Here is a 16,896-nt window from a genome sequence, read left to right as displayed (position 1 = left end):
ATTCAATATTGGTATGTGTTTAGAAGATCGTCCAGTTTTTTGCTGGATTCAATAACGATTTCAGAGGTTAATTCATGGTCGCTGCTTAAAATGATCATTTCATTCCGACATTGCTCGATTTTTTCCAATAATATTGAATTATTTTCCACAAAACAACCCCCAATCTAGTATACTTGCTATTAAGAAGCTACCCAAATTCGATCACATTTAAACAATTTCGCATCAGAAAAAAATTGAAACCTTTAGTGGGACTTATTCGTATGCGTATTACCGCATAACTGGCGGAGGTACAAATCAATGGAAACATTAATTACAGAGAAGATTAAAAAGGTTAAAAAGGGAGATAAGACTGCTTTTGAAGATATAGTCTCGTTTTACCAGAATAAAATTTTTCAGCATTGTTACCGTATGCTCGGAAATCGGCACGAGGCAGAAGATATAGCCCAGGAAGCATTCATCAGAGCGTATGTAAACATTCACACATTTGATGTCAACCGGAAGTTTTCCACCTGGCTGTACCGGATTGCAACCAATTTAACGATTGACCGGATACGAAAGCGAAAACCGGACTATTATCTTGACGCGGAAATAACGGGAACAGAAGGATTGAATATGTATTCACAGCTTGCTGCAGATAACCGGCTGCCTGATGAAGAAGCGGAAAGCATGGAGCTGCAACGGTATATTCATGATGAGATAGCATCTCTTCCGACTAAATACCGCGGCATCATTATTTTGCGTTACCTCGAAGATTTTTCACTTAAGGAAATAAGTGAAATTATGGATATTCCATTAGGTACCGTGAAAACCCGAATTCACCGGGGGCGCGAAGCTTTACGCAAAAAGCTTCGTCATGTGTAAAGGAGTGTGATCAACTTGAACTGCGATAATGAAGCAATTGAGCTTATGCATAAATATCTGGATAATGATTTAATGAAAGATGAAGAAGAGAAGTTGCGGCATCATCTGGAGAATTGCGAACAATGTCAAAAGCATTTTCATGAACTGAAGCGAACGATTACACTTGTCCAGAGCACAGAACGAATCACTGCTCCTTCAGGGTTTACAGAATCCGTAATGGAAAAGCTTCCAGTGGAACAAAAACGTGTGCGGTATAAACGCTGGTTTAAATCTCATCCGATTTTGACTTCTGCTGCAATATTTTTCTTCTTTATGCTGACCGGAATATTTTCAGCCTGGAATCAGGATGGTGCACTCGTTGTCTCCAAACAGGAAAATTTGGTCGTTCAGGGTGACACGGTCATTGTACCTGACGATGTGACTGTTTCCGGTGATTTGCTGGTCAAAAATGGTGACCTTCGAATAGAAGGAACGGTGGACGGTAATGTGACGATTATTAATGGCGAGCTGATTGACCGGCCAATAAAAGGTACCGGGCTAATGGCATCTGTTGGCGAAGTAAACGGCGAGCTTGAACAGGTTGATCAGGTCTTTGAGTGGGTATGGTATCATATGAAAAATATGGTTGAAAGTGTGTTTTCAATGGATGACTGATGTGAAATGTATATTATGGACAAGCCTGGTTAATACCAGGCTTTTTTGCGGTTATTAAACTCATCACCTAAAGGCTTGGTGACAACCAAGTTTTCTAACATTTCAATATCTGTGATGGAATATGATATAATATACAGTGGCAATCCAAATGGATGGGAAGAAGAATATGTGCAGAAGGAAGTGTGAACATGCTTGATGGGGGATTAAACTTTTTAAACCTGTTACGAATAGGCGTAGATATTGCTCTCGTCTGGTATGTTTTATATAAATTAATAATGTTGATTAGAGGCACAAAGGCCATACAGCTTTTAAAAGGTATTTTGGTTGTACTGATTGTCTGGGTGCTCAGCAGGGTTTTTGAACTGCAGACGATTCAATATATAACAAATCAGGCGATTACCTGGGGATTTGTTTTCATCGTGATTTTATTTCAGCCTGAGTTGCGGCGGGCGTTGGAACAGCTGGGAAGAGGTAATATTTTCTCCAGGGGTTCCAGATCTGAGGAAGAAATACTGGAACAGAAAATCGAGGCAATCATTCAGTCGTGTACATATATGGCAAAGCGAAGAATTGGTGCATTGATTTCACTCGAACGCGAGACTGGTATTGGTGATTACGCTGAGACAGGCATTCCGATTAATGGGAAGCTTACCCATCAGCTTTTGACAAATATTTTTACACCGAACACGCCGCTTCACGACGGGGCAGTTATTATCAAGGATGAGGAAATCATGGCTGCAGCGTGTTATTTGCCGTTATCCGAGAGTCCGTTCATTTCAAAGGAACTTGGAACACGGCACCGGGCTGCGATGGGAATCAGTGAAGTAACGGACGCTTTGACCATTGTGGTGTCGGAGGAAACCGGAAATATTTCCTGTACAAAAAATGGGGAGTTGATGCGGGAGTTGGATCGGGATGCCTTGCGGGAATTCTTGCGCGCAAATCTGTCACCTTCACCACTAAAAACCTCTGAATCAAAGTCACGTCATCGGAGGGGGAAAAAGAATGGATAAATGGTTTAATAGCCGCTGGTTTGTCCGGGGTATTTCACTGGTATTTGCTGCAGTGTTATACATTTTTGTCCAGGTGGAGATTGATCAGTATGACAACGATGAGTCCCGTATCTTCCCGAGTGGCAACGAAGAAGTGGCAACGATTGAAGAGATGCCGGTAAGTATCCGTATCGATGAAGAGAACTATGTTGTCAGTGGGGTTCCGCAGACGGTATCAGTAACACTGGAAGGCTCTGCAAGTACACTTACTGCAACGGCAAGACAGAAGAATTTTGATATATATGTTGATTTGGAAGGTTTGAAAGCAGGCACACATACGGTGGAATTGAAACATGCAAATGTGCCCCGGGAGTTAAACGTATATATTGAACCAAAGACAATAGAAGTCACCATTGAAGAACGTGCAACGGAAGAGTTTACCGTTTCAACGGATTTTATTAATACGGACGAGCTGCCGCAGGGATATGAACTCGGGAAAAGCACGGTTGAACCGAAGACTGTATCCATTACCAGTTCAAAGGAATTAATTGAGCAGATTGCGATTGTAAAAGTGTTTGTGGATGTTGCAGGATTAAAAGAGTCAATAGACAGCAGGGAGGTCCCTGTAAACGTCTATGATGAAAGAGGCAATGAACTGAACGTGCAGATGATGCCGGAAAGTGTTGCAGTTTCGGCGGAAATTCAAAATCCGAGCAAATCTGTCCCGGTGACACTGTCAACAGCTGGTGAGCTTCCGGAAGGGTATACAATGTCATCTATTTCTGCTAATGTGGACAAGGTAAAAATCTTTGGCACGAGTGACGTTTTAAAAGGAATTGAAAAGGTTTCAACGAAAGAAATCAACCTTAATGATATAAATAAATCCGGAACGATTGATGTTGGACTTGCTCTCCCTGATGGAGCGCATCTAAAGGAAAACAAAAATATCGAAGTGGAGGTTGAACTGGAACAGACGAAAACACTGCAGGATGTTCCGATTGAAGTGGAAAATGCGGAAGAAGGGCAAGAAGTATCATTTATTCAGCCTGATGCATCTTCTATCGATGTGACCGTCAACGGCAAGCAAGAAGCTGTCAGTAATATAACTGCTAAAGATATTACTGCCACTGTTGATGCCGGCGGTCTTGACTCAGGCGAACATCAGCTTCCGGTTTCATTTGAAGGACCGGAAAACGTAGAACTGACAAGTGAACTGCAGCAAGTGACGATTGAAATCACCTGATGGATGAACCTTATTGAATAGCGGGTGAATGAACGTTGCCCTGTATTGGGGTGAACGGATATAAAGGAGAGATACAGCATGGGAAATTATTTTGGAACTGACGGTGTCAGGGGAATAGCAAATTCCGAACTGACACCTGAATTGGCATTTAAATTAGGCCGCTTTGGTGGTTATTCCCTTACAAAAGATGTGCAGAAACCAAAAATATTAATAGGACGTGATACACGCGTATCTGGTCATATGCTGGAAGGAGCGCTTGTAGCAGGACTGCTGTCAATTGGTGCTGAGGTAATGCGTCTTGGTGTGGTTTCCACCCCTGGGGTTGCTTATTTGACAAAAGCAACAAGTGCCGAAGCAGGCATCATGATTTCTGCCTCTCATAATCCGGTGGAGGATAATGGAATTAAATTTTTTGGCCCGGATGGTTTCAAACTGACGGATGCACAGGAAGATGCAATTGAAACATTGATGGATGGTGAAGACAACCTTCCGCGTCCGATTGGTGCTGATATAGGTGTAGTTAATGATTATTTTGAAGGTGGCCAAAAGTATCTCTCATTCTTAAAAGAAACGATTGACAATGATTTTGAAGATATGGTAATTGCACTGGATTGCGCGCATGGTGCAACATCAAGCCTGGCAACACATTTGTTTGCTGATCTGGAGGCTGATATTCATTCCATCGGATCATCGCCGGACGGTCTGAATATTAATGATGGTTATGGGTCAACACATCCTGAGTCACTGCAGACTTTTGTCACAGAAAAAGGTGCTGACATCGGATTGGCCTTTGATGGTGATGGGGATCGTCTCATTGCGGTTGATGAAAAAGGCAATCTTGTTGATGGTGATAAGATCATGTACATTTGCGGGAAATTTATGAACGATAAAGGTGTTCTTCGTCATGATACGGTTGTTTCGACGGTAATGAGTAATATCGGTTTTTACAAAGCGCTTGAAGAGCATGGCATGCGCAGTGATAAAACAAAAGTCGGTGACCGTTATGTTCTTGAGGAAATGCTTAACGGCGGTTATAATCTTGGTGGCGAGCAGTCGGGGCATATCATTTTTCTGGATCATACAACGACTGGGGATGGCATGCTGACAGCTATTCAACTAGTGAATGTGATGAAAGAAACAGGGAAGAAACTGTCAGAGCTGGCTGATGAAATGGAAATTTATCCGCAGGTTCTGAGAAACGTAAAAGTGACGGATAAAAAGAGCGCATTGACCAATTCTAAAGTTCAGGAAGAAATCAATGCGGTGGAAGCGGAAATGAACGGTGAGGGCCGTGTATTGGTCCGGCCTTCCGGTACAGAACCGCTTGTTCGGGTAATGGTTGAAGCGCCGACAAAGGAAGCCTGCGAAAAATACACGAACCAGGTTGCAGCAGTTATCGAAGAATTGCTTGGTGTGAAAGAATAATCAGCACAAGAAATTGCTCTCCATTCCGGGAGCAATTTTTTGTATTGATCCTAATTAGAAGGTACAAAACACGCGAACCAGGCGCCGAAACGTGCGAACTACCCGGTCAAACGTGCGAACCAGGCGTCGAAACGTGCGAACCAAGCGCCGAAACGTGCGAAGTCATTTAATTGGTTGCAACTTGCATTTTAAAAGTGAATTTAGTTCACACTCTCTGAACGCGTTAAATGCGCCAAACATTTTACAATACAGCTGACACCAAAGGAGGGATTGCTCTTATGGTTTCCATTTTAATTACGGATGACGATCCGCACATCCGGGAATTGCTCCGTTTTTATCTGCATAAAGAAGGGTATCGAGTGCTGGAAGCGGCAGATGGACAGCGTGCCTTGAGTGTGCTTGAAGCCGAGAGTGTTCAGCTGGCCATCGTTGATATTATGATGCCGAATATTGATGGTTATGAATTGTGCGCCGAAATCCGTCAAACATATGATATTCCTGTAATCATGCTGACCGCCAAAGGGGAACTGACTGATAAGGAAAAAGGATACACGGCAGGTACGGACGATTATGTCGTTAAACCGTTTGAACCAAAAGAGGTGTTGTTTCGGATCAAGGCACTGCTGAGAAGGTTTCAATTGGCAAGTGAAGCGGAAATTAAACTCGGAAAGACGGTCATTAACCGGAAAAGCTATGAAATACATTCGAATGGTAAATTGATTATTCTTCCATTAAAGGAGTTTGAATTACTGGCACAATTGGCAAGCTATCCGGAGCAGATTTTCACCCGTGAACAATTGATTGAACATGTTTGGGGAAATGACTTTATTGGCTTTGACCGGACAGTTGATGTTCATGTGAAGCGGATCAGGGAGCGGTTCGCAGACAGTAAAGATGATTTTACGATTGAAACGGTGCGGGGTAAAGGCTATAAACTGCACGCGCGGGATAATGATGGAGGAAGCAGTTAATGCGAACGTTATATGTACGGATTATTGTCATTACAATGGTGATTATGATAGCAAGTGCCATCATCGCATTTGCAGTGACCAATGTCTATTATCAGCAGTTTTTAAAACCGAAGAACGATGAAAAAGTGACCAGAATCGCCAGAGATATTGTTTCCATTTACAAACAGAATAACGGACAGCCGCTGCAAAAATACTTAGCAGACATTACAGATTTAGGGTACAAATTTTATCTGGTGAGTGAAAACGGCAAAACCGAAACGTTCGGCAGTCCGTTTGATTCGACAGCCTTACCCGAATCAGAAATGAAACGCGTATTAAACGGTGACATTTACCACGGGATTGCCAATTATCCGTGGAAACCTTTTGTGACCGGATTTTTTGACAACAAATTAAAAAACACCATTGGATTACCGGTCAAAGCCAATGGGACCCAATATGCATTGTTTGTGAGGCCGTTTACAACCCAGCAGTTCGGGGAAATGCGTATTTTTCTCGCTGTCTTGCTTGTGCTGGTTCTCCTGTTCAGTTTTCTGCTGATCTTGATTAGTACTCGTTTTATTGTGAAGCCGGTCGAGCGGCTGACCGATGCAACCAGGAAAATTGCAGCGGGTAATTATCATGTGAAGCTGAATGTAAACCGTCGCGATGAAATTGGCAGGCTTGCCAGCGATTTCAGCCAAATGAGCAATAATCTGCAAAAAACGGAGGAAAAGAGGCAGGAATTTGTATCAAATGTCTCGCATGAAATTCAGTCTCCGCTCTCATCAATTCAGGGATTTTCCCAGCTGCTGCGTGAGGAAGATATGACGGACGATGAACGTACGTATTATTTAACAATTATTGAGAAAGAGAGCAGGCGTCTTTCACAACTGAGCAAACAGCTTTTAACGCTATCGTTTCTGGATAACGAACTCGATGAGCATGAACGACAAACCATCATGCTGGGGGAACAGTTGAGGGAGGTCGTATCCGCTGTACAATGGCTGTGGAGCGAAAAGGGTATAACGGTTGAGTTGGAGGATGCGCCATTTCAGATTGTCGGCGACACAAAACTACTTTATCAGGTTTGGATGAATTTGCTGACTAATGCTATCCGGTATACAGAATCCGGTGGAACAGTCCAAATACATACAAAGGAGCATAATCAAACAGTTGATGTAACGGTTGAGGATAATGGTATCGGTATTGCAGACAAGGATATCCCACATCTTTTTGACCGTTTTTATAAAGTGGATAAAGCCAGAACCAGAACGGAAAACAGTACGGGTCTGGGCTTGTCCATCGTGAAAAAAATAATTGAGCTTCACGGTGGGATTATTATGGTTGAAAGTGAAACCGGGAAAGGTACCGCATTCACTGTGTCCCTGCCAAAAACGTAATCAATCGTTCATTCTCTGTTCATATTCGATATCTATACTAAAGATATGGATAGGAAAGGAGTGAACGATTTTTATGTTTTTAGGAATCAGAGAATTATTGCATGCTAAATTTCGTTATATATTAATTGGAGTCATTATGGTTTTAGTGGCCGGATTGATTTTTATCATTTCCGGTTTGGCAAAGGGACTTTCATATGATAACGCATCATCGATTATAACGATGGATGCGGATTACCTGGCGATTGAGGAAGGTGTGGAGAATCAGCTTACCCAATCCTCGCTCAGCGAATCGGCCGTGAACGAAATTACTGCGTCAGAAGGGGTTCAAAAAGCAGTTCCCCTGGCTGTGCAAATGGGTGCTTTTTCGGAAACGGGAAATGACAAAAAGATTGATGCAACATTATTCATGACAGATATGAATAGCATGTTGGTCCCGCAACTTTCTGAAGGGGAAATGCCGGAAAATTCGAATGAAGTGCTGGTCGATGATCAATTGAAAAATGAAGGTATTTCAATCGGTGATACCATCACGTTTAAAGGCAGTAAACAGGAATATACGGTCACTGGCTTTGCAGAAAATCAGCGTTACAGCCATACCTCTGTTGTATATGCGGAAAATAAAACGGGGCACTTTAATGCTGTTGCGATCAAAGGAAACGCTAATAAGAAATTGGAGCAACACTATGATGTGTTGACAAAAGACGAAATTTTGGCTGCACTGCCAAGTTACTCACAGGAACAGGCATCGCTCAATATGATGATCATCTTTTTGTACGTGATTGCAGCATTTGTGTTAGCCGTCTTTTTCTATGTGATTACATTGCAAAAGAAAGCGCAATTCGGCGTGTTAAAAGCATTGGGCGCTAAAACATCCTACCTGATGCGCAATCTTCTTGTCCAGGTAATAATCTTATCTGTTATTTGCATTGGAGCGGCTGCGGCAATGACGTTCGGGGTTGGGAAATTACTGCCGGAAGCCATGCCATTTGTATTAAGTTCAGATCTGATGCTGCTGTCTGCGGCATTGTTGCTGGCCGTTTCTGTTATCGGGTCATTGGTTTCCTTGTCACAGGTCGTTAAAGTGGATCCAAAAGAAGCAATTGAGGGGGCAGAGTGATGACACTCAGAATGGAAAAGGTATCAAAGGTCTTTCGCGATGGACCAAATGAATTCAAGGCTTTGGATAATGTAACGCTTGATGTTAAAGAAGGGGAATTTATTGCTGTAATCGGTCCATCCGGCTCAGGTAAAAGTACTTTTTTATCAACTGCCGGAGCACTATTGTCACCAACAAGCGGAGCCATTATGGTGGATGGAAGAAACATTGAGAAACTTTCAGCAAAAAAGAAAACCATGCTGCGGCTGGAAAAGATAGGCTTCGTCTTCCAGTCTGCCAATCTGATTCCTTATTTAACTGTTATGGATCAGCTGCGTGTGGTTAACGTGCTTGCCAAAAATAAACAGCGTTATGAGACAGAAGAGGAATTGCTGCGTCATTTCGGATTAGGCGACCGGCTTAAAAACTTTCCGAGTGGCTTATCCGGCGGAGAGCGGCAACGGGTTGCCATTGCCCGCGCATTAATCAATGATCCTAAACTAATCCTGGCCGATGAGCCGACGGCAAGTTTAGATTCGAAGCGGGGCCGTCAAGTTGTGGAAATGCTGGCAGCTGAAGTTCGCGACCGTGGTAAATCCGGTATTATGGTGACGCACGATGAACGCGTCCTCGACTTGTGTGACCGTGTGTTGATGATGAAAGACGGGCAGTTAGTTGAAGCAGCAACGGTTTCTTAAAAAACTTGGTGACAGCCAAGTTTTCTAAGCAAGAATCCTATCTCCCCTTCGCAAAGTAGGTTATAATTATCTTATAAATATAACAATTCTAAAGTTTTAGGGGGATTTGATGATACCATTTCCAAAACCAACTGTTGAGCAATTTTTCCGTACCTATGTTATTTCGAACTTTGATGTGAGCAGTGATGAAGAACGGCTCATTTTCAGTTCAAATCTGAATGGCAAGATGAACCTGTGGGCAATGGATTTACCGGAGACCTTTCCATACCTGTTTGCCCATCAGGATGAATCATGCAGCAGCATCAAATTTGATCCAAAAAACCGCTATGTTCTGGCTGGATTTGATAAGGACGGCGATGAAAACCATCATATTTATGCGATACCGAGTGAGGGTGGTCTGCCAAAGCCGCTGGTTACAGGTGATGCGGAGGAAAAGTATTTTTTGGCGGATATAAGTGAGGATGGCGAACGTTTATATTATATTACTTCAGAGGAAAATCCGTCTTTTTTAAATGCACGGGTTCGCGACCTGAAAAACAATTCCGATACACTTCTCAACATTGGTGAGGTGTCTCCAACTGAGTTAGCAACTGTCTCCAACGATGAACAGGCGTTTGTTTATTTACGCGCCTTTGCAAACACATTCGTAACCGGATTTGTCAAGACGGGCAAGGAAACACACAATCTTACCCCTGATCCTGAAAAGGTACATGTAACATTTGACCCTATTTTTGTGACGGACAAAACCATCTATTTTGTCACGAATTATGAAAGTGAGTATAACTATGTTGCAAAATTTGACCTTGATTCAAAGAAATTTTCGTCCGTCGTAACCATTGAAAATGAAAGTGTGGAAATGCTGAAATGGAATAGAGACCAAAATGCCTTATACCTGGTAACGGAAAATGGTGTGACTGATCAGATATATACTTATGATTTAGAATCAGAAAAGCTAACAAAACTAAATGCACCAGTTGATGTGATTGAACAGGTACATGTTGCAAAGTCGGGTAATATTTATTTACTTGGCAGAAGCGCAACTGTCCCGCATAATATTTTCAAATCAGAAAATGGCAAGGTATGGCGTCAGCTGACAGATAACCGTGTACTTGGATTGAGCAGCAAGGATATGGTTGAACCGGAAGTCGTTTCCTACAAGTCATTTGACGGGATGGAAATCGAAGCATTGCTGTTTAAAGCAAAGCCGGAAAATAGTAACGGCTATACGATTTTTTGGCCACATGGCGGGCCGCAAGCTTCCGAACGAAAATCATTCCGATCGATGTTCCAATGTTTTCTCAACCGCGGGTATACCATTTTTGCCCCTAACTTTCGTGGAAGTACAGGATATGGGTCTTCCTTTGTAAAATTAGTCGAGCAGGATTGGGGAGAAGGCCCCCGTCTGGATTGTGTTGCAGGAATTGAATGGCTCTTTGAAAACAATGTTTCAAACCGTGATAAATTATTCCTGGTTGGCGGCAGTTATGGCGGTTACATGGCTTTGCTGCTTCATGGTCGTCATCCTGAATATTTCAAAGCATGTGTCGATATTTTCGGCCCATCTGATTTATTCACATTCGTTAATTCTGTACCACCGCACTGGAAACCCATTATGGATCGCTGGTTAGGCGATCCAGAGCGTGATAAGGAACGTTTTATCAACGATTCACCAGTAACCTATTTGGATGGTATGGTCAAGCCAATGCTTGTTATCCAAGGCGCAAAAGATCCACGTGTTGTGAAAGAGGAATCCGATAATATTGTTTCCAGGCTGAAAGATGAAGGTCGTGATGTTGAGTATCTTGTGCTCGATGATGAAGGGCATGGTTTCTCCAAAAAAGAAAACGAGATTAACGTGTACTCCCGTATGTTGGACTTTTTGGAAAAGCATCAGGATTAGAATTGTTTAAAGGTGATACAGTTTAAAAGTGTTCCTTTTAAGTAAAATCGCATCTGAAGCAAAATAAGTGGCATGGTTTAATAAAATACCATGCCACTTTTCTGCGTTCAGTTTCGATTGTAGTAGTAGAAAGATAATTAGTTTATGGAATGCTTACTAATAATAGTTACAATATCAGCAAAATTATATTTATGGTTAACAGTATCTACTACAAAGTCCTCGGCCTCTTTAGGATCCATATAAAAGTTGAGTCCATTATACTTTAAAAATTGTATCATGGAAGTAAATGCTGTTCGTTTGTTGGCGTTATGAAATGCATGGTTAAATGCTAAAGATTGAAATAATGCAGCGGCCTTTTCAACCATTGAGGGGTAGGCGTCTTCTCCAAAAGCAGATTGTTTCGGTCTATTTATGGCTGAGTCCAGCAGGGTGGCGTCTTTTACTCCAGCCGTCTCACCCCTGCTGTATCGGTTAATTAAATATAAATTGATACTGATAACTTCTTCAACAGTCAGATACCGTATAGGTGCCATTATCTATCTTTTAAGCCTTTAAGTGTTTTATCGTAATATTCGACCGTATCCTCTAATACCTTAAAGAAATCTTCACTAATTCCTTCTGGGAGGTCGACTTTGGGCTGTTTTTTTCTTAGGCGGATTTCCTTGTCGACAATTTCAATCGATAGGGTATCTCCTTTTTCAGCATTTATTTCTTTTAAAGCATCGGTCATGTTTACGCCAAGACTATTTCCCATTTTTATCACGTTTCGTTCCATATCTCTCACCATCTTCATATTTTTCTACTCCTTTCAAGTATATACATGGTACTGAAGTATATGCGTATTTATTCAATTACGTATGTACATTATAACATGTTTTTATTAAAAAAATAACTCGTTTACAAAAATGTAGCATGGTTTTGAAAATCCCATGCTACTCCTATAATTTTTAGTAATTATTTTCAATCCTATATTCACAGGCTTCAACTGCTGTTTCGCTTGAGGCGATCAATTCTTTATCATCCTTCTCCAATCGAAGTTCAAGTGCTTTTTTAAAGTATTTCAACGCTCCTTTAAAATCGGATTGATCAAAAAGGTTTTTGCCATAATGTTCGTAAACAAAATCAAGAAAATCGGTATAATCCCAATCAGACTCAGCTGTTTCCAGCAAGTCAGTAAACATTCTATTGGAAAGGTCAAACTTGGTCCACCATTGATATGTATGAGCTAGGCGAATCTTATTAGCAAAAACACCATGCGTGTTATCAGTATTTTGGCAGATTTTGATTGCGGTTTTAAGATGTTTTTCGCTTTCTTCCAATTCGCCAACAATTCTTAAATAAGAACCGAGTAATCCATACCATTTCCCTTTTTCGCTTTCACTGATTTCGTTAAGCTGTTCTCTGATATATATCATTCCACTGAGCATCTGAATTTTGGAAATAGGCACTTCCCGCAGATTTGGTCCGAATTTAAATTTCATGTTATATGGAATATCTGAAATATTCATAAACCATCACCACCCCCATCTGCTTATATATTACCACGACAGATGGGATTGTGCTAAGATGACTGGCCTTCATTGCGGTGATGATCCGCAAGAAATTCCCAGTCCTCGATGAATTTTTGCCATAAGTTCGGCCTTCTTCTGACTGCAAGCGGATGATAGGCAACCGTGGTCGAATAACCGTGTACTTGATGCACGTTCTGTCGCAATGATTTTACATCAACCGTGTCATCCTGAAAAAAAGATTGCACAGCGACGTTTCCGAGACATAAAATGTGTTTCGGCTGGCTGTTTTGAAGCTGCTCATCCAAGTGATTCATACAAATTTTCCGTACAGCTTCTTTATCGTATTTCCGCGTTGGCTTTCGTTTTAGAATGTAGGTAATATAAAAATCATCGCTTCCAAGACCAATATGATGAGCAGCTTTCTGAAGGGTCTGTCTTGTACCGCAAACAAAAGGATTACCATCGCGGTCTTCGCGAAGTCCGGGGTTATCCAGCACAATCATAATCGAAGCATTGGGGTTTCCTTCTCCCCAGACCATCCTGGAACCATGCTTATAAAGTCCGCATTCACAGCACATATCGACATGCTCGGGAGTTGGTATTTCCGGCCATGATACCGGGCAAAATTCAGTCGACATCTAATCCCTCCAGTTAAAAATAGTGTATTGATAGTTTCCCGCAAACCCGACGAAAACTTGCAGCAAAATTTTTAAGCAGATAAGAAACTTTCTTTTGGCATAAGTAAAGGCTTGGTGACTAGCACGTCAAATGAGTGAGGTTCATACATATGATATTAACCATCCGTAAAAAATTTGTTGACCTTCACAGATGTTTTCGGTTAAAATTTGGTGTACGCTAATTTACAGATGCGAATCCTTTATTCAAAAATAGAAAGGTGGAACGTTTTTTTTTTCAAGCATTTAAAGCGCCTGAACTATTCTTTGACCGATGAAAATGGAATAGTTGACGAGGTGGAGGACATTCGATTAACTCGGCGGGTACCTCCCGATTGCACATCCCAATTGATAGGCTTTCATTCCTAAAACGGCAAGGCGACTTGTTGTACAACGGAATAAAGCAGGATGAGAAGCAGGTATACAATCACGAGAAAGGGGCAGCGAAACGCCCCATACAAATAATGTGGAAGGTCGTTTGTTGCCCCTTTATACAAGGAGGAACAGCGATATGTGTGGAATTGTAGGATATATCGGACAGAATGATACGAAGGAAATATTATTGAACGGACTGGAAAAATTGGAATACCGTGGCTATGACTCAGCCGGAATTGCCATGTTAAATGACGACAGAATGAATCTTTTTAAGGTAAAAGGCAGGATTGCGGCATTGCGGGAGAAAGTGGATCATGGTGTTCAATCAACAATGGGAATTGGTCATACACGCTGGGCAACACATGGTGCGCCAAGCGCTGAGAACGCACACCCGCACCAAAGCACATCAGGCAGATTTACACTTGTGCATAATGGTGTTATCGAAAATTATCAGGATTTAAAACGTGACTATCTGGGCGAAGCCGTTTTCTCGAGTGAAACGGATACGGAAATCATTGTGCAGCTGATTGAAAAAAACTTCGAAAAATACCAGAATACTGCTGAAGCGTTTCGTAATACGGTCAGTCTTCTAAAAGGATCTTACGCAATCGGTTTGATCGATAACGAAGACAGGGATACCATTTATGTTGCCAAAAATAAAAGTCCATTACTGATTGGTTTAGGCGAAGGATTCAATGTAATCGCAAGTGATGCCATGGCGACGCTTAAGGAAACTGATCAGTATTTGGAAATTCATGACCGGGAAATTGTGTTGGTTAGCCGTAATTTTGTTGAGGTGCAAAAGCTTGATGGCAAGGTTGTCGAACGTAAACCATTCACAGCACAAATTGATGTGAGTGATACCGAAAAAGGAACTTACCCTCATTTCATGCTGAAGGAAATTGATGAACAGCCGTTTGTCATGCGAAAAATCATCCAGGAATACCAGGACGAAAATAATGATCTGAAGCTTGATGAGGATGTACGCAATGCAATGAAGGCATGTGACCGCATCTATATCATTGCTGCAGGTACCAGTTACCATGCAGGGTTAGCCGGTAAACAGTTTATTGAAAAAATGGCAAAAATTCCAGTTGAAGTCCATGTGGCAAGTGAATTTTCATATAATATGCCGCTGCTGTCGGAAAAACCGTTGTTTATTTTTATCTCGCAAAGCGGCGAAACAGCCGACAGTCGTACCGTTTTGGTAAAAATTAAGGAATTGGGACATCCGGCACTGACAATTACTAATGTGCCGGGATCAACCCTTTCTCGTGAAGCAAATTACACATTAAATCTCTTTGCTGGACCGGAAATCGCCGTAGCATCAACAAAGGCTTATACTGCACAAATTGCCGTTTTAGCAATATTGGCAGTTGATTCGGCCAGAGCAAAAGCATTAAAACTTGATTTTGAACCGTTGCAGGAACTTGCGATCGTTGCAAATGCAATGGAAGTGCTAACGGACCAAAAAGAAGCGATTGAAGAATTGGCTCGGGACTACTTGTCCGTCTCACGGAATGCATTCTTCATTGGTCGGAGCACAGATTACTATGTTTGCCTGGAAGGTGCATTGAAGCTGAAAGAAATTTCCTATATTCAGGCTGAAGGTTTTGCCGGTGGTGAACTGAAGCACGGAACGATTGCATTAATTGAAGACGGAACACCGGTCATCGCGCTGGCAACCCAGCCAGAGGTTAATTACGGCATCCGAAGCAATGTCCAGGAAGTCGAAGCACGTGGCGCAAATGCAATGGTAATTAGTATGCGCAGCCTTGAACAGGACACTGATGCATTCGTTGTACCACAAGTACATGAACTGCTGACACCACTTGTAAGTGTTGTACCGATGCAGCTTCTCGCATATTACGCCGCACTTCACCGAGGTTGCGACGTTGATAAGCCAAGGAACCTGGCGAAAAGTGTAACGGTTGAATAAATGACGTATCGGTAATTATGACACTCCCTTGCGATAATAGTTCGTAGGGGAGTGTCTTTTTAAAAGGTATTGAATTAATTATAGAAAATTTGTTTAAAAATCAATATGTCTTCGGGAGAAATATGGTACAGTTTTAGCAAATGGTTATTCCAGAATTGGGCCATTATCTGGAATAAGTGATTGGATTAGGATTATTTACAATTAATATTCTAGTCGATGGAGGGTATTATTTTGGTGGGTAATCAAGGAATTGGTTGATATGTGAAATCTAACTGATGACTTGAAAGTAAAATGGAAAAAGCAGTTGTAATGGCGATTCAATAACTTTAAAAGAGCATACAGTTAAATTTCATTTTTAAAAGGGGAGAATTACATATGAGTTTAAATGAAGAGGGTGTCCATAAATTTTTAGATTGGACATATGAAAAGGTATTAAATGGGGTTCCAGGTACGGTTTCAGCTTATGAGTTAGCTTCTAACAGGGCAATCCGCATCAGAATTAGTAAAGCAAAGTGGCATCAAAATTGCTCAGAAGGTTGGCGAAGCACAAATTAAAAGAATACCTGGTGAGGTTATAAAACAAATTAATCAAAAAATCGGTTTTAGATTGGTAACGAAGTTTGGAGAAAAAGGAGTAGTCAATTTAGGGAAAATGGTGCCCTTACTCGGCGGAGTAGTTGGAGGATCATTTGACGCCTCATCTACTTATTTGATTGGGAAGGCAGCCGAAAAAACATTTATTGAGGGTGGTTATGATAAAGATAATGGGATTACCATAGATATGATTTAAGTTATTCCATTTAAAGGATTAAGGGTATATTTTAGTTATTCAGAAACGGTCGCCATTCCTGAGTAAGGACAGCTCACGGTGGTTCTATTTTTAAATATAAGGAGGGGGTACTAATGAATGAAAATGAATGCCCTAAAAGTCGTGGAACTGAATTTGGTGAAGGCACCGATTTTATGCCAGTCAAACCATTAGACTAGAAATTTTCAATGGGATCTAATAAGATCTATACCTTCTGTTTGAGTTGTGGAGAAGTAATTTCTACGAAAATTGAAAACCCAAGCAAATTTCAAACCTAGATTTACTGAGTTAGGCAATAGGGCGCGTTTCCGAAGTTAATTAAGCCTTATTCATTAGATAAGGGTATAAGGCTTTTTATCCGAATGTATAC

The 16,896-nt window shown here is 41.5% G+C and carries 18 protein-coding genes; 13 read left to right on the top strand and 5 right to left on the bottom strand.

Translation table 11 applies throughout. From position 1 onward, the window contains the following. Nucleotides 1-2 precede the first annotated feature (2 nt). Complete coding sequence (locus ABD010_RS04000; protein WP_343810499.1) at nucleotides 3-149, bottom strand: Spo0E family sporulation regulatory protein-aspartic acid phosphatase; 147 nt, start codon at nucleotides 147-149, stop codon at nucleotides 3-5. A 148-nt stretch (nucleotides 150-297) separates the two neighbouring features. Here ABD010_RS04000 and sigW point away from each other — a divergent pair, with 148 nt between their 5' ends. From sigW to ABD010_RS03950, 10 genes are all read left to right on the top strand, one after another. After that, nucleotides 298-861, top strand: coding sequence for an RNA polymerase sigma factor SigW (gene sigW, locus ABD010_RS03995; protein WP_343810497.1), 564 nt, complete (start codon nucleotides 298-300; stop codon nucleotides 859-861). A gap of 6 nt (nucleotides 862-867) precedes the next feature. After that, nucleotides 868-1,515 (top strand): anti-sigma factor family protein, encoded by a 648-nt coding sequence (locus ABD010_RS03990; RefSeq protein ID WP_343810495.1) that lies wholly within the window; start codon nucleotides 868-870, stop codon nucleotides 1,513-1,515. Between the two features lie 188 nt (nucleotides 1,516-1,703). Continuing rightward, complete coding sequence (gene cdaA / locus ABD010_RS03985; RefSeq protein WP_343810493.1) at nucleotides 1,704-2,528, top strand: diadenylate cyclase CdaA; 825 nt, start codon at nucleotides 1,704-1,706, stop codon at nucleotides 2,526-2,528. After that, the gene (locus tag ABD010_RS03980; protein ID WP_343810491.1) at nucleotides 2,521-3,750 is read left to right on the top strand and encodes a CdaR family protein; all 1,230 of its coding nucleotides are present in this window, start codon (nucleotides 2,521-2,523) and stop codon (nucleotides 3,748-3,750) included. The genes cdaA and ABD010_RS03980 overlap by 8 nt, the downstream gene beginning before the upstream one ends. A gap of 78 nt (nucleotides 3,751-3,828) precedes the next feature. After that, complete coding sequence (gene glmM, locus ABD010_RS03975; RefSeq protein WP_343810489.1) at nucleotides 3,829-5,175, top strand: phosphoglucosamine mutase; 1,347 nt, start codon at nucleotides 3,829-3,831, stop codon at nucleotides 5,173-5,175. 278 nt (nucleotides 5,176-5,453) lie between these two features. Then, nucleotides 5,454-6,146: a response regulator transcription factor gene (locus ABD010_RS03970; RefSeq protein ID WP_343810487.1), complete on the top strand. Its 693-nt coding sequence runs from the start codon at nucleotides 5,454-5,456 to the stop codon at nucleotides 6,144-6,146. After that, nucleotides 6,146-7,525, top strand: coding sequence for a sensor histidine kinase (locus ABD010_RS03965; protein ID WP_343810485.1), 1,380 nt, complete (start codon nucleotides 6,146-6,148; stop codon nucleotides 7,523-7,525). The genes ABD010_RS03970 and ABD010_RS03965 overlap by 1 nt, the downstream gene beginning before the upstream one ends. A gap of 73 nt (nucleotides 7,526-7,598) precedes the next feature. Further along, complete coding sequence (locus ABD010_RS03960) at nucleotides 7,599-8,642, top strand: ABC transporter permease (protein WP_343810483.1); 1,044 nt, start codon at nucleotides 7,599-7,601, stop codon at nucleotides 8,640-8,642. Further along, nucleotides 8,642-9,319, top strand: a complete 678-nt coding sequence (locus tag ABD010_RS03955) for an ABC transporter ATP-binding protein (protein ID WP_343810481.1) — start codon at nucleotides 8,642-8,644, stop codon at nucleotides 9,317-9,319. The genes ABD010_RS03960 and ABD010_RS03955 overlap by 1 nt, the downstream gene beginning before the upstream one ends. A 109-nt stretch (nucleotides 9,320-9,428) precedes the next feature. Then, nucleotides 9,429-11,219, top strand: coding sequence for a S9 family peptidase (locus ABD010_RS03950; RefSeq protein ID WP_343810479.1), 1,791 nt, complete (start codon nucleotides 9,429-9,431; stop codon nucleotides 11,217-11,219). Nucleotides 11,220-11,356: 137 nt separating this feature from the next. Here ABD010_RS03950 and ABD010_RS03945 read toward each other — a convergent pair whose 3' ends face one another. The 4 genes from ABD010_RS03945 to ABD010_RS03930 all read right to left on the bottom strand — a co-directional run bounded on the left by ABD010_RS03945 (nucleotide 11,357) and on the right by ABD010_RS03930 (nucleotide 13,368). Further along, entirely contained in the window at nucleotides 11,357-11,752 is a 396-nt protein-coding gene (locus ABD010_RS03945) for a type II toxin-antitoxin system death-on-curing family toxin (protein ID WP_343810477.1), read from the bottom strand. Beyond that, nucleotides 11,752-12,012 (bottom strand): AbrB/MazE/SpoVT family DNA-binding domain-containing protein, encoded by a 261-nt coding sequence (locus ABD010_RS03940; protein ID WP_343810475.1) that lies wholly within the window; start codon nucleotides 12,010-12,012, stop codon nucleotides 11,752-11,754. The genes ABD010_RS03945 and ABD010_RS03940 overlap by 1 nt, the downstream gene beginning before the upstream one ends. Nucleotides 12,013-12,166: 154 nt before the next feature. Further along, a complete protein-coding gene (locus ABD010_RS03935; RefSeq protein WP_343810473.1) occupies nucleotides 12,167-12,727 on the bottom strand; it encodes a tetratricopeptide repeat protein in 561 nt (186 codons plus the stop codon). A gap of 53 nt (nucleotides 12,728-12,780) precedes the next feature. Beyond that, nucleotides 12,781-13,368, bottom strand: a complete 588-nt coding sequence (locus ABD010_RS03930) for a uracil-DNA glycosylase (RefSeq protein WP_343810471.1) — start codon at nucleotides 13,366-13,368, stop codon at nucleotides 12,781-12,783. Between the two features lie 547 nt (nucleotides 13,369-13,915). Here ABD010_RS03930 and glmS point away from each other — a divergent pair. From glmS to ABD010_RS03915, 3 genes are all read left to right on the top strand, one after another. Further along, nucleotides 13,916-15,718, top strand: a complete 1,803-nt coding sequence (gene glmS / locus ABD010_RS03925; RefSeq protein WP_343810470.1) for a glutamine--fructose-6-phosphate transaminase (isomerizing) — start codon at nucleotides 13,916-13,918, stop codon at nucleotides 15,716-15,718. A 375-nt stretch (nucleotides 15,719-16,093) separates the two neighbouring features. After that, a complete protein-coding gene (locus tag ABD010_RS03920) occupies nucleotides 16,094-16,273 on the top strand; it encodes a hypothetical protein (RefSeq protein ID WP_343810468.1) in 180 nt (59 codons plus the stop codon). 52 nt (nucleotides 16,274-16,325) lie between these two features. Continuing rightward, on the top strand, nucleotides 16,326-16,508 hold the full coding sequence (locus ABD010_RS03915) for a hypothetical protein (protein ID WP_343810467.1): 183 nt from the start codon (nucleotides 16,326-16,328) through the stop codon (nucleotides 16,506-16,508). Nucleotides 16,509-16,896 lie beyond the last annotated feature (388 nt).

This window comes from Virgibacillus siamensis, from assembly GCF_039522605.1.
GTDB lineage: Bacteria > Bacillota > Bacilli > Bacillales > Amphibacillaceae > Lentibacillus > Lentibacillus siamensis.
This window is presented reverse-complemented; position numbering and strand designations above follow the sequence as displayed.

Coding starts and splice junctions, on each gene's coding strand:
- ABD010_RS03935 (WP_343810473.1), bottom strand. CDS start 12,727: ATGAATATTTCAGATATTCCATATAACATGAAATTTAAATTCGGACCA.
- ABD010_RS03955 (WP_343810481.1), top strand. CDS start 8,642: ATGACACTCAGAATGGAAAAGGTATCAAAGGTCTTTCGCGATGGACCA.
- glmM (WP_343810489.1), top strand. CDS start 3,829: ATGGGAAATTATTTTGGAACTGACGGTGTCAGGGGAATAGCAAATTCC.
- ABD010_RS03950 (WP_343810479.1), top strand. CDS start 9,429: ATGATACCATTTCCAAAACCAACTGTTGAGCAATTTTTCCGTACCTAT.
- ABD010_RS03970 (WP_343810487.1), top strand. CDS start 5,454: ATGGTTTCCATTTTAATTACGGATGACGATCCGCACATCCGGGAATTG.
- glmS (WP_343810470.1), top strand. CDS start 13,916: ATGTGTGGAATTGTAGGATATATCGGACAGAATGATACGAAGGAAATA.
- ABD010_RS03980 (WP_343810491.1), top strand. CDS start 2,521: ATGGATAAATGGTTTAATAGCCGCTGGTTTGTCCGGGGTATTTCACTG.
- sigW (WP_343810497.1), top strand. CDS start 298: ATGGAAACATTAATTACAGAGAAGATTAAAAAGGTTAAAAAGGGAGAT.
- ABD010_RS03920 (WP_343810468.1), top strand. CDS start 16,094: ATGAGTTTAAATGAAGAGGGTGTCCATAAATTTTTAGATTGGACATAT.
- ABD010_RS03940 (WP_343810475.1), bottom strand. CDS start 12,012: ATGAAGATGGTGAGAGATATGGAACGAAACGTGATAAAAATGGGAAAT.
- ABD010_RS03930 (WP_343810471.1), bottom strand. CDS start 13,368: ATGTCGACTGAATTTTGCCCGGTATCATGGCCGGAAATACCAACTCCC.
- ABD010_RS03965 (WP_343810485.1), top strand. CDS start 6,146: ATGCGAACGTTATATGTACGGATTATTGTCATTACAATGGTGATTATG.
- ABD010_RS03945 (WP_343810477.1), bottom strand. CDS start 11,752: ATGGCACCTATACGGTATCTGACTGTTGAAGAAGTTATCAGTATCAAT.
- ABD010_RS03960 (WP_343810483.1), top strand. CDS start 7,599: ATGTTTTTAGGAATCAGAGAATTATTGCATGCTAAATTTCGTTATATA.
- cdaA (WP_343810493.1), top strand. CDS start 1,704: ATGCTTGATGGGGGATTAAACTTTTTAAACCTGTTACGAATAGGCGTA.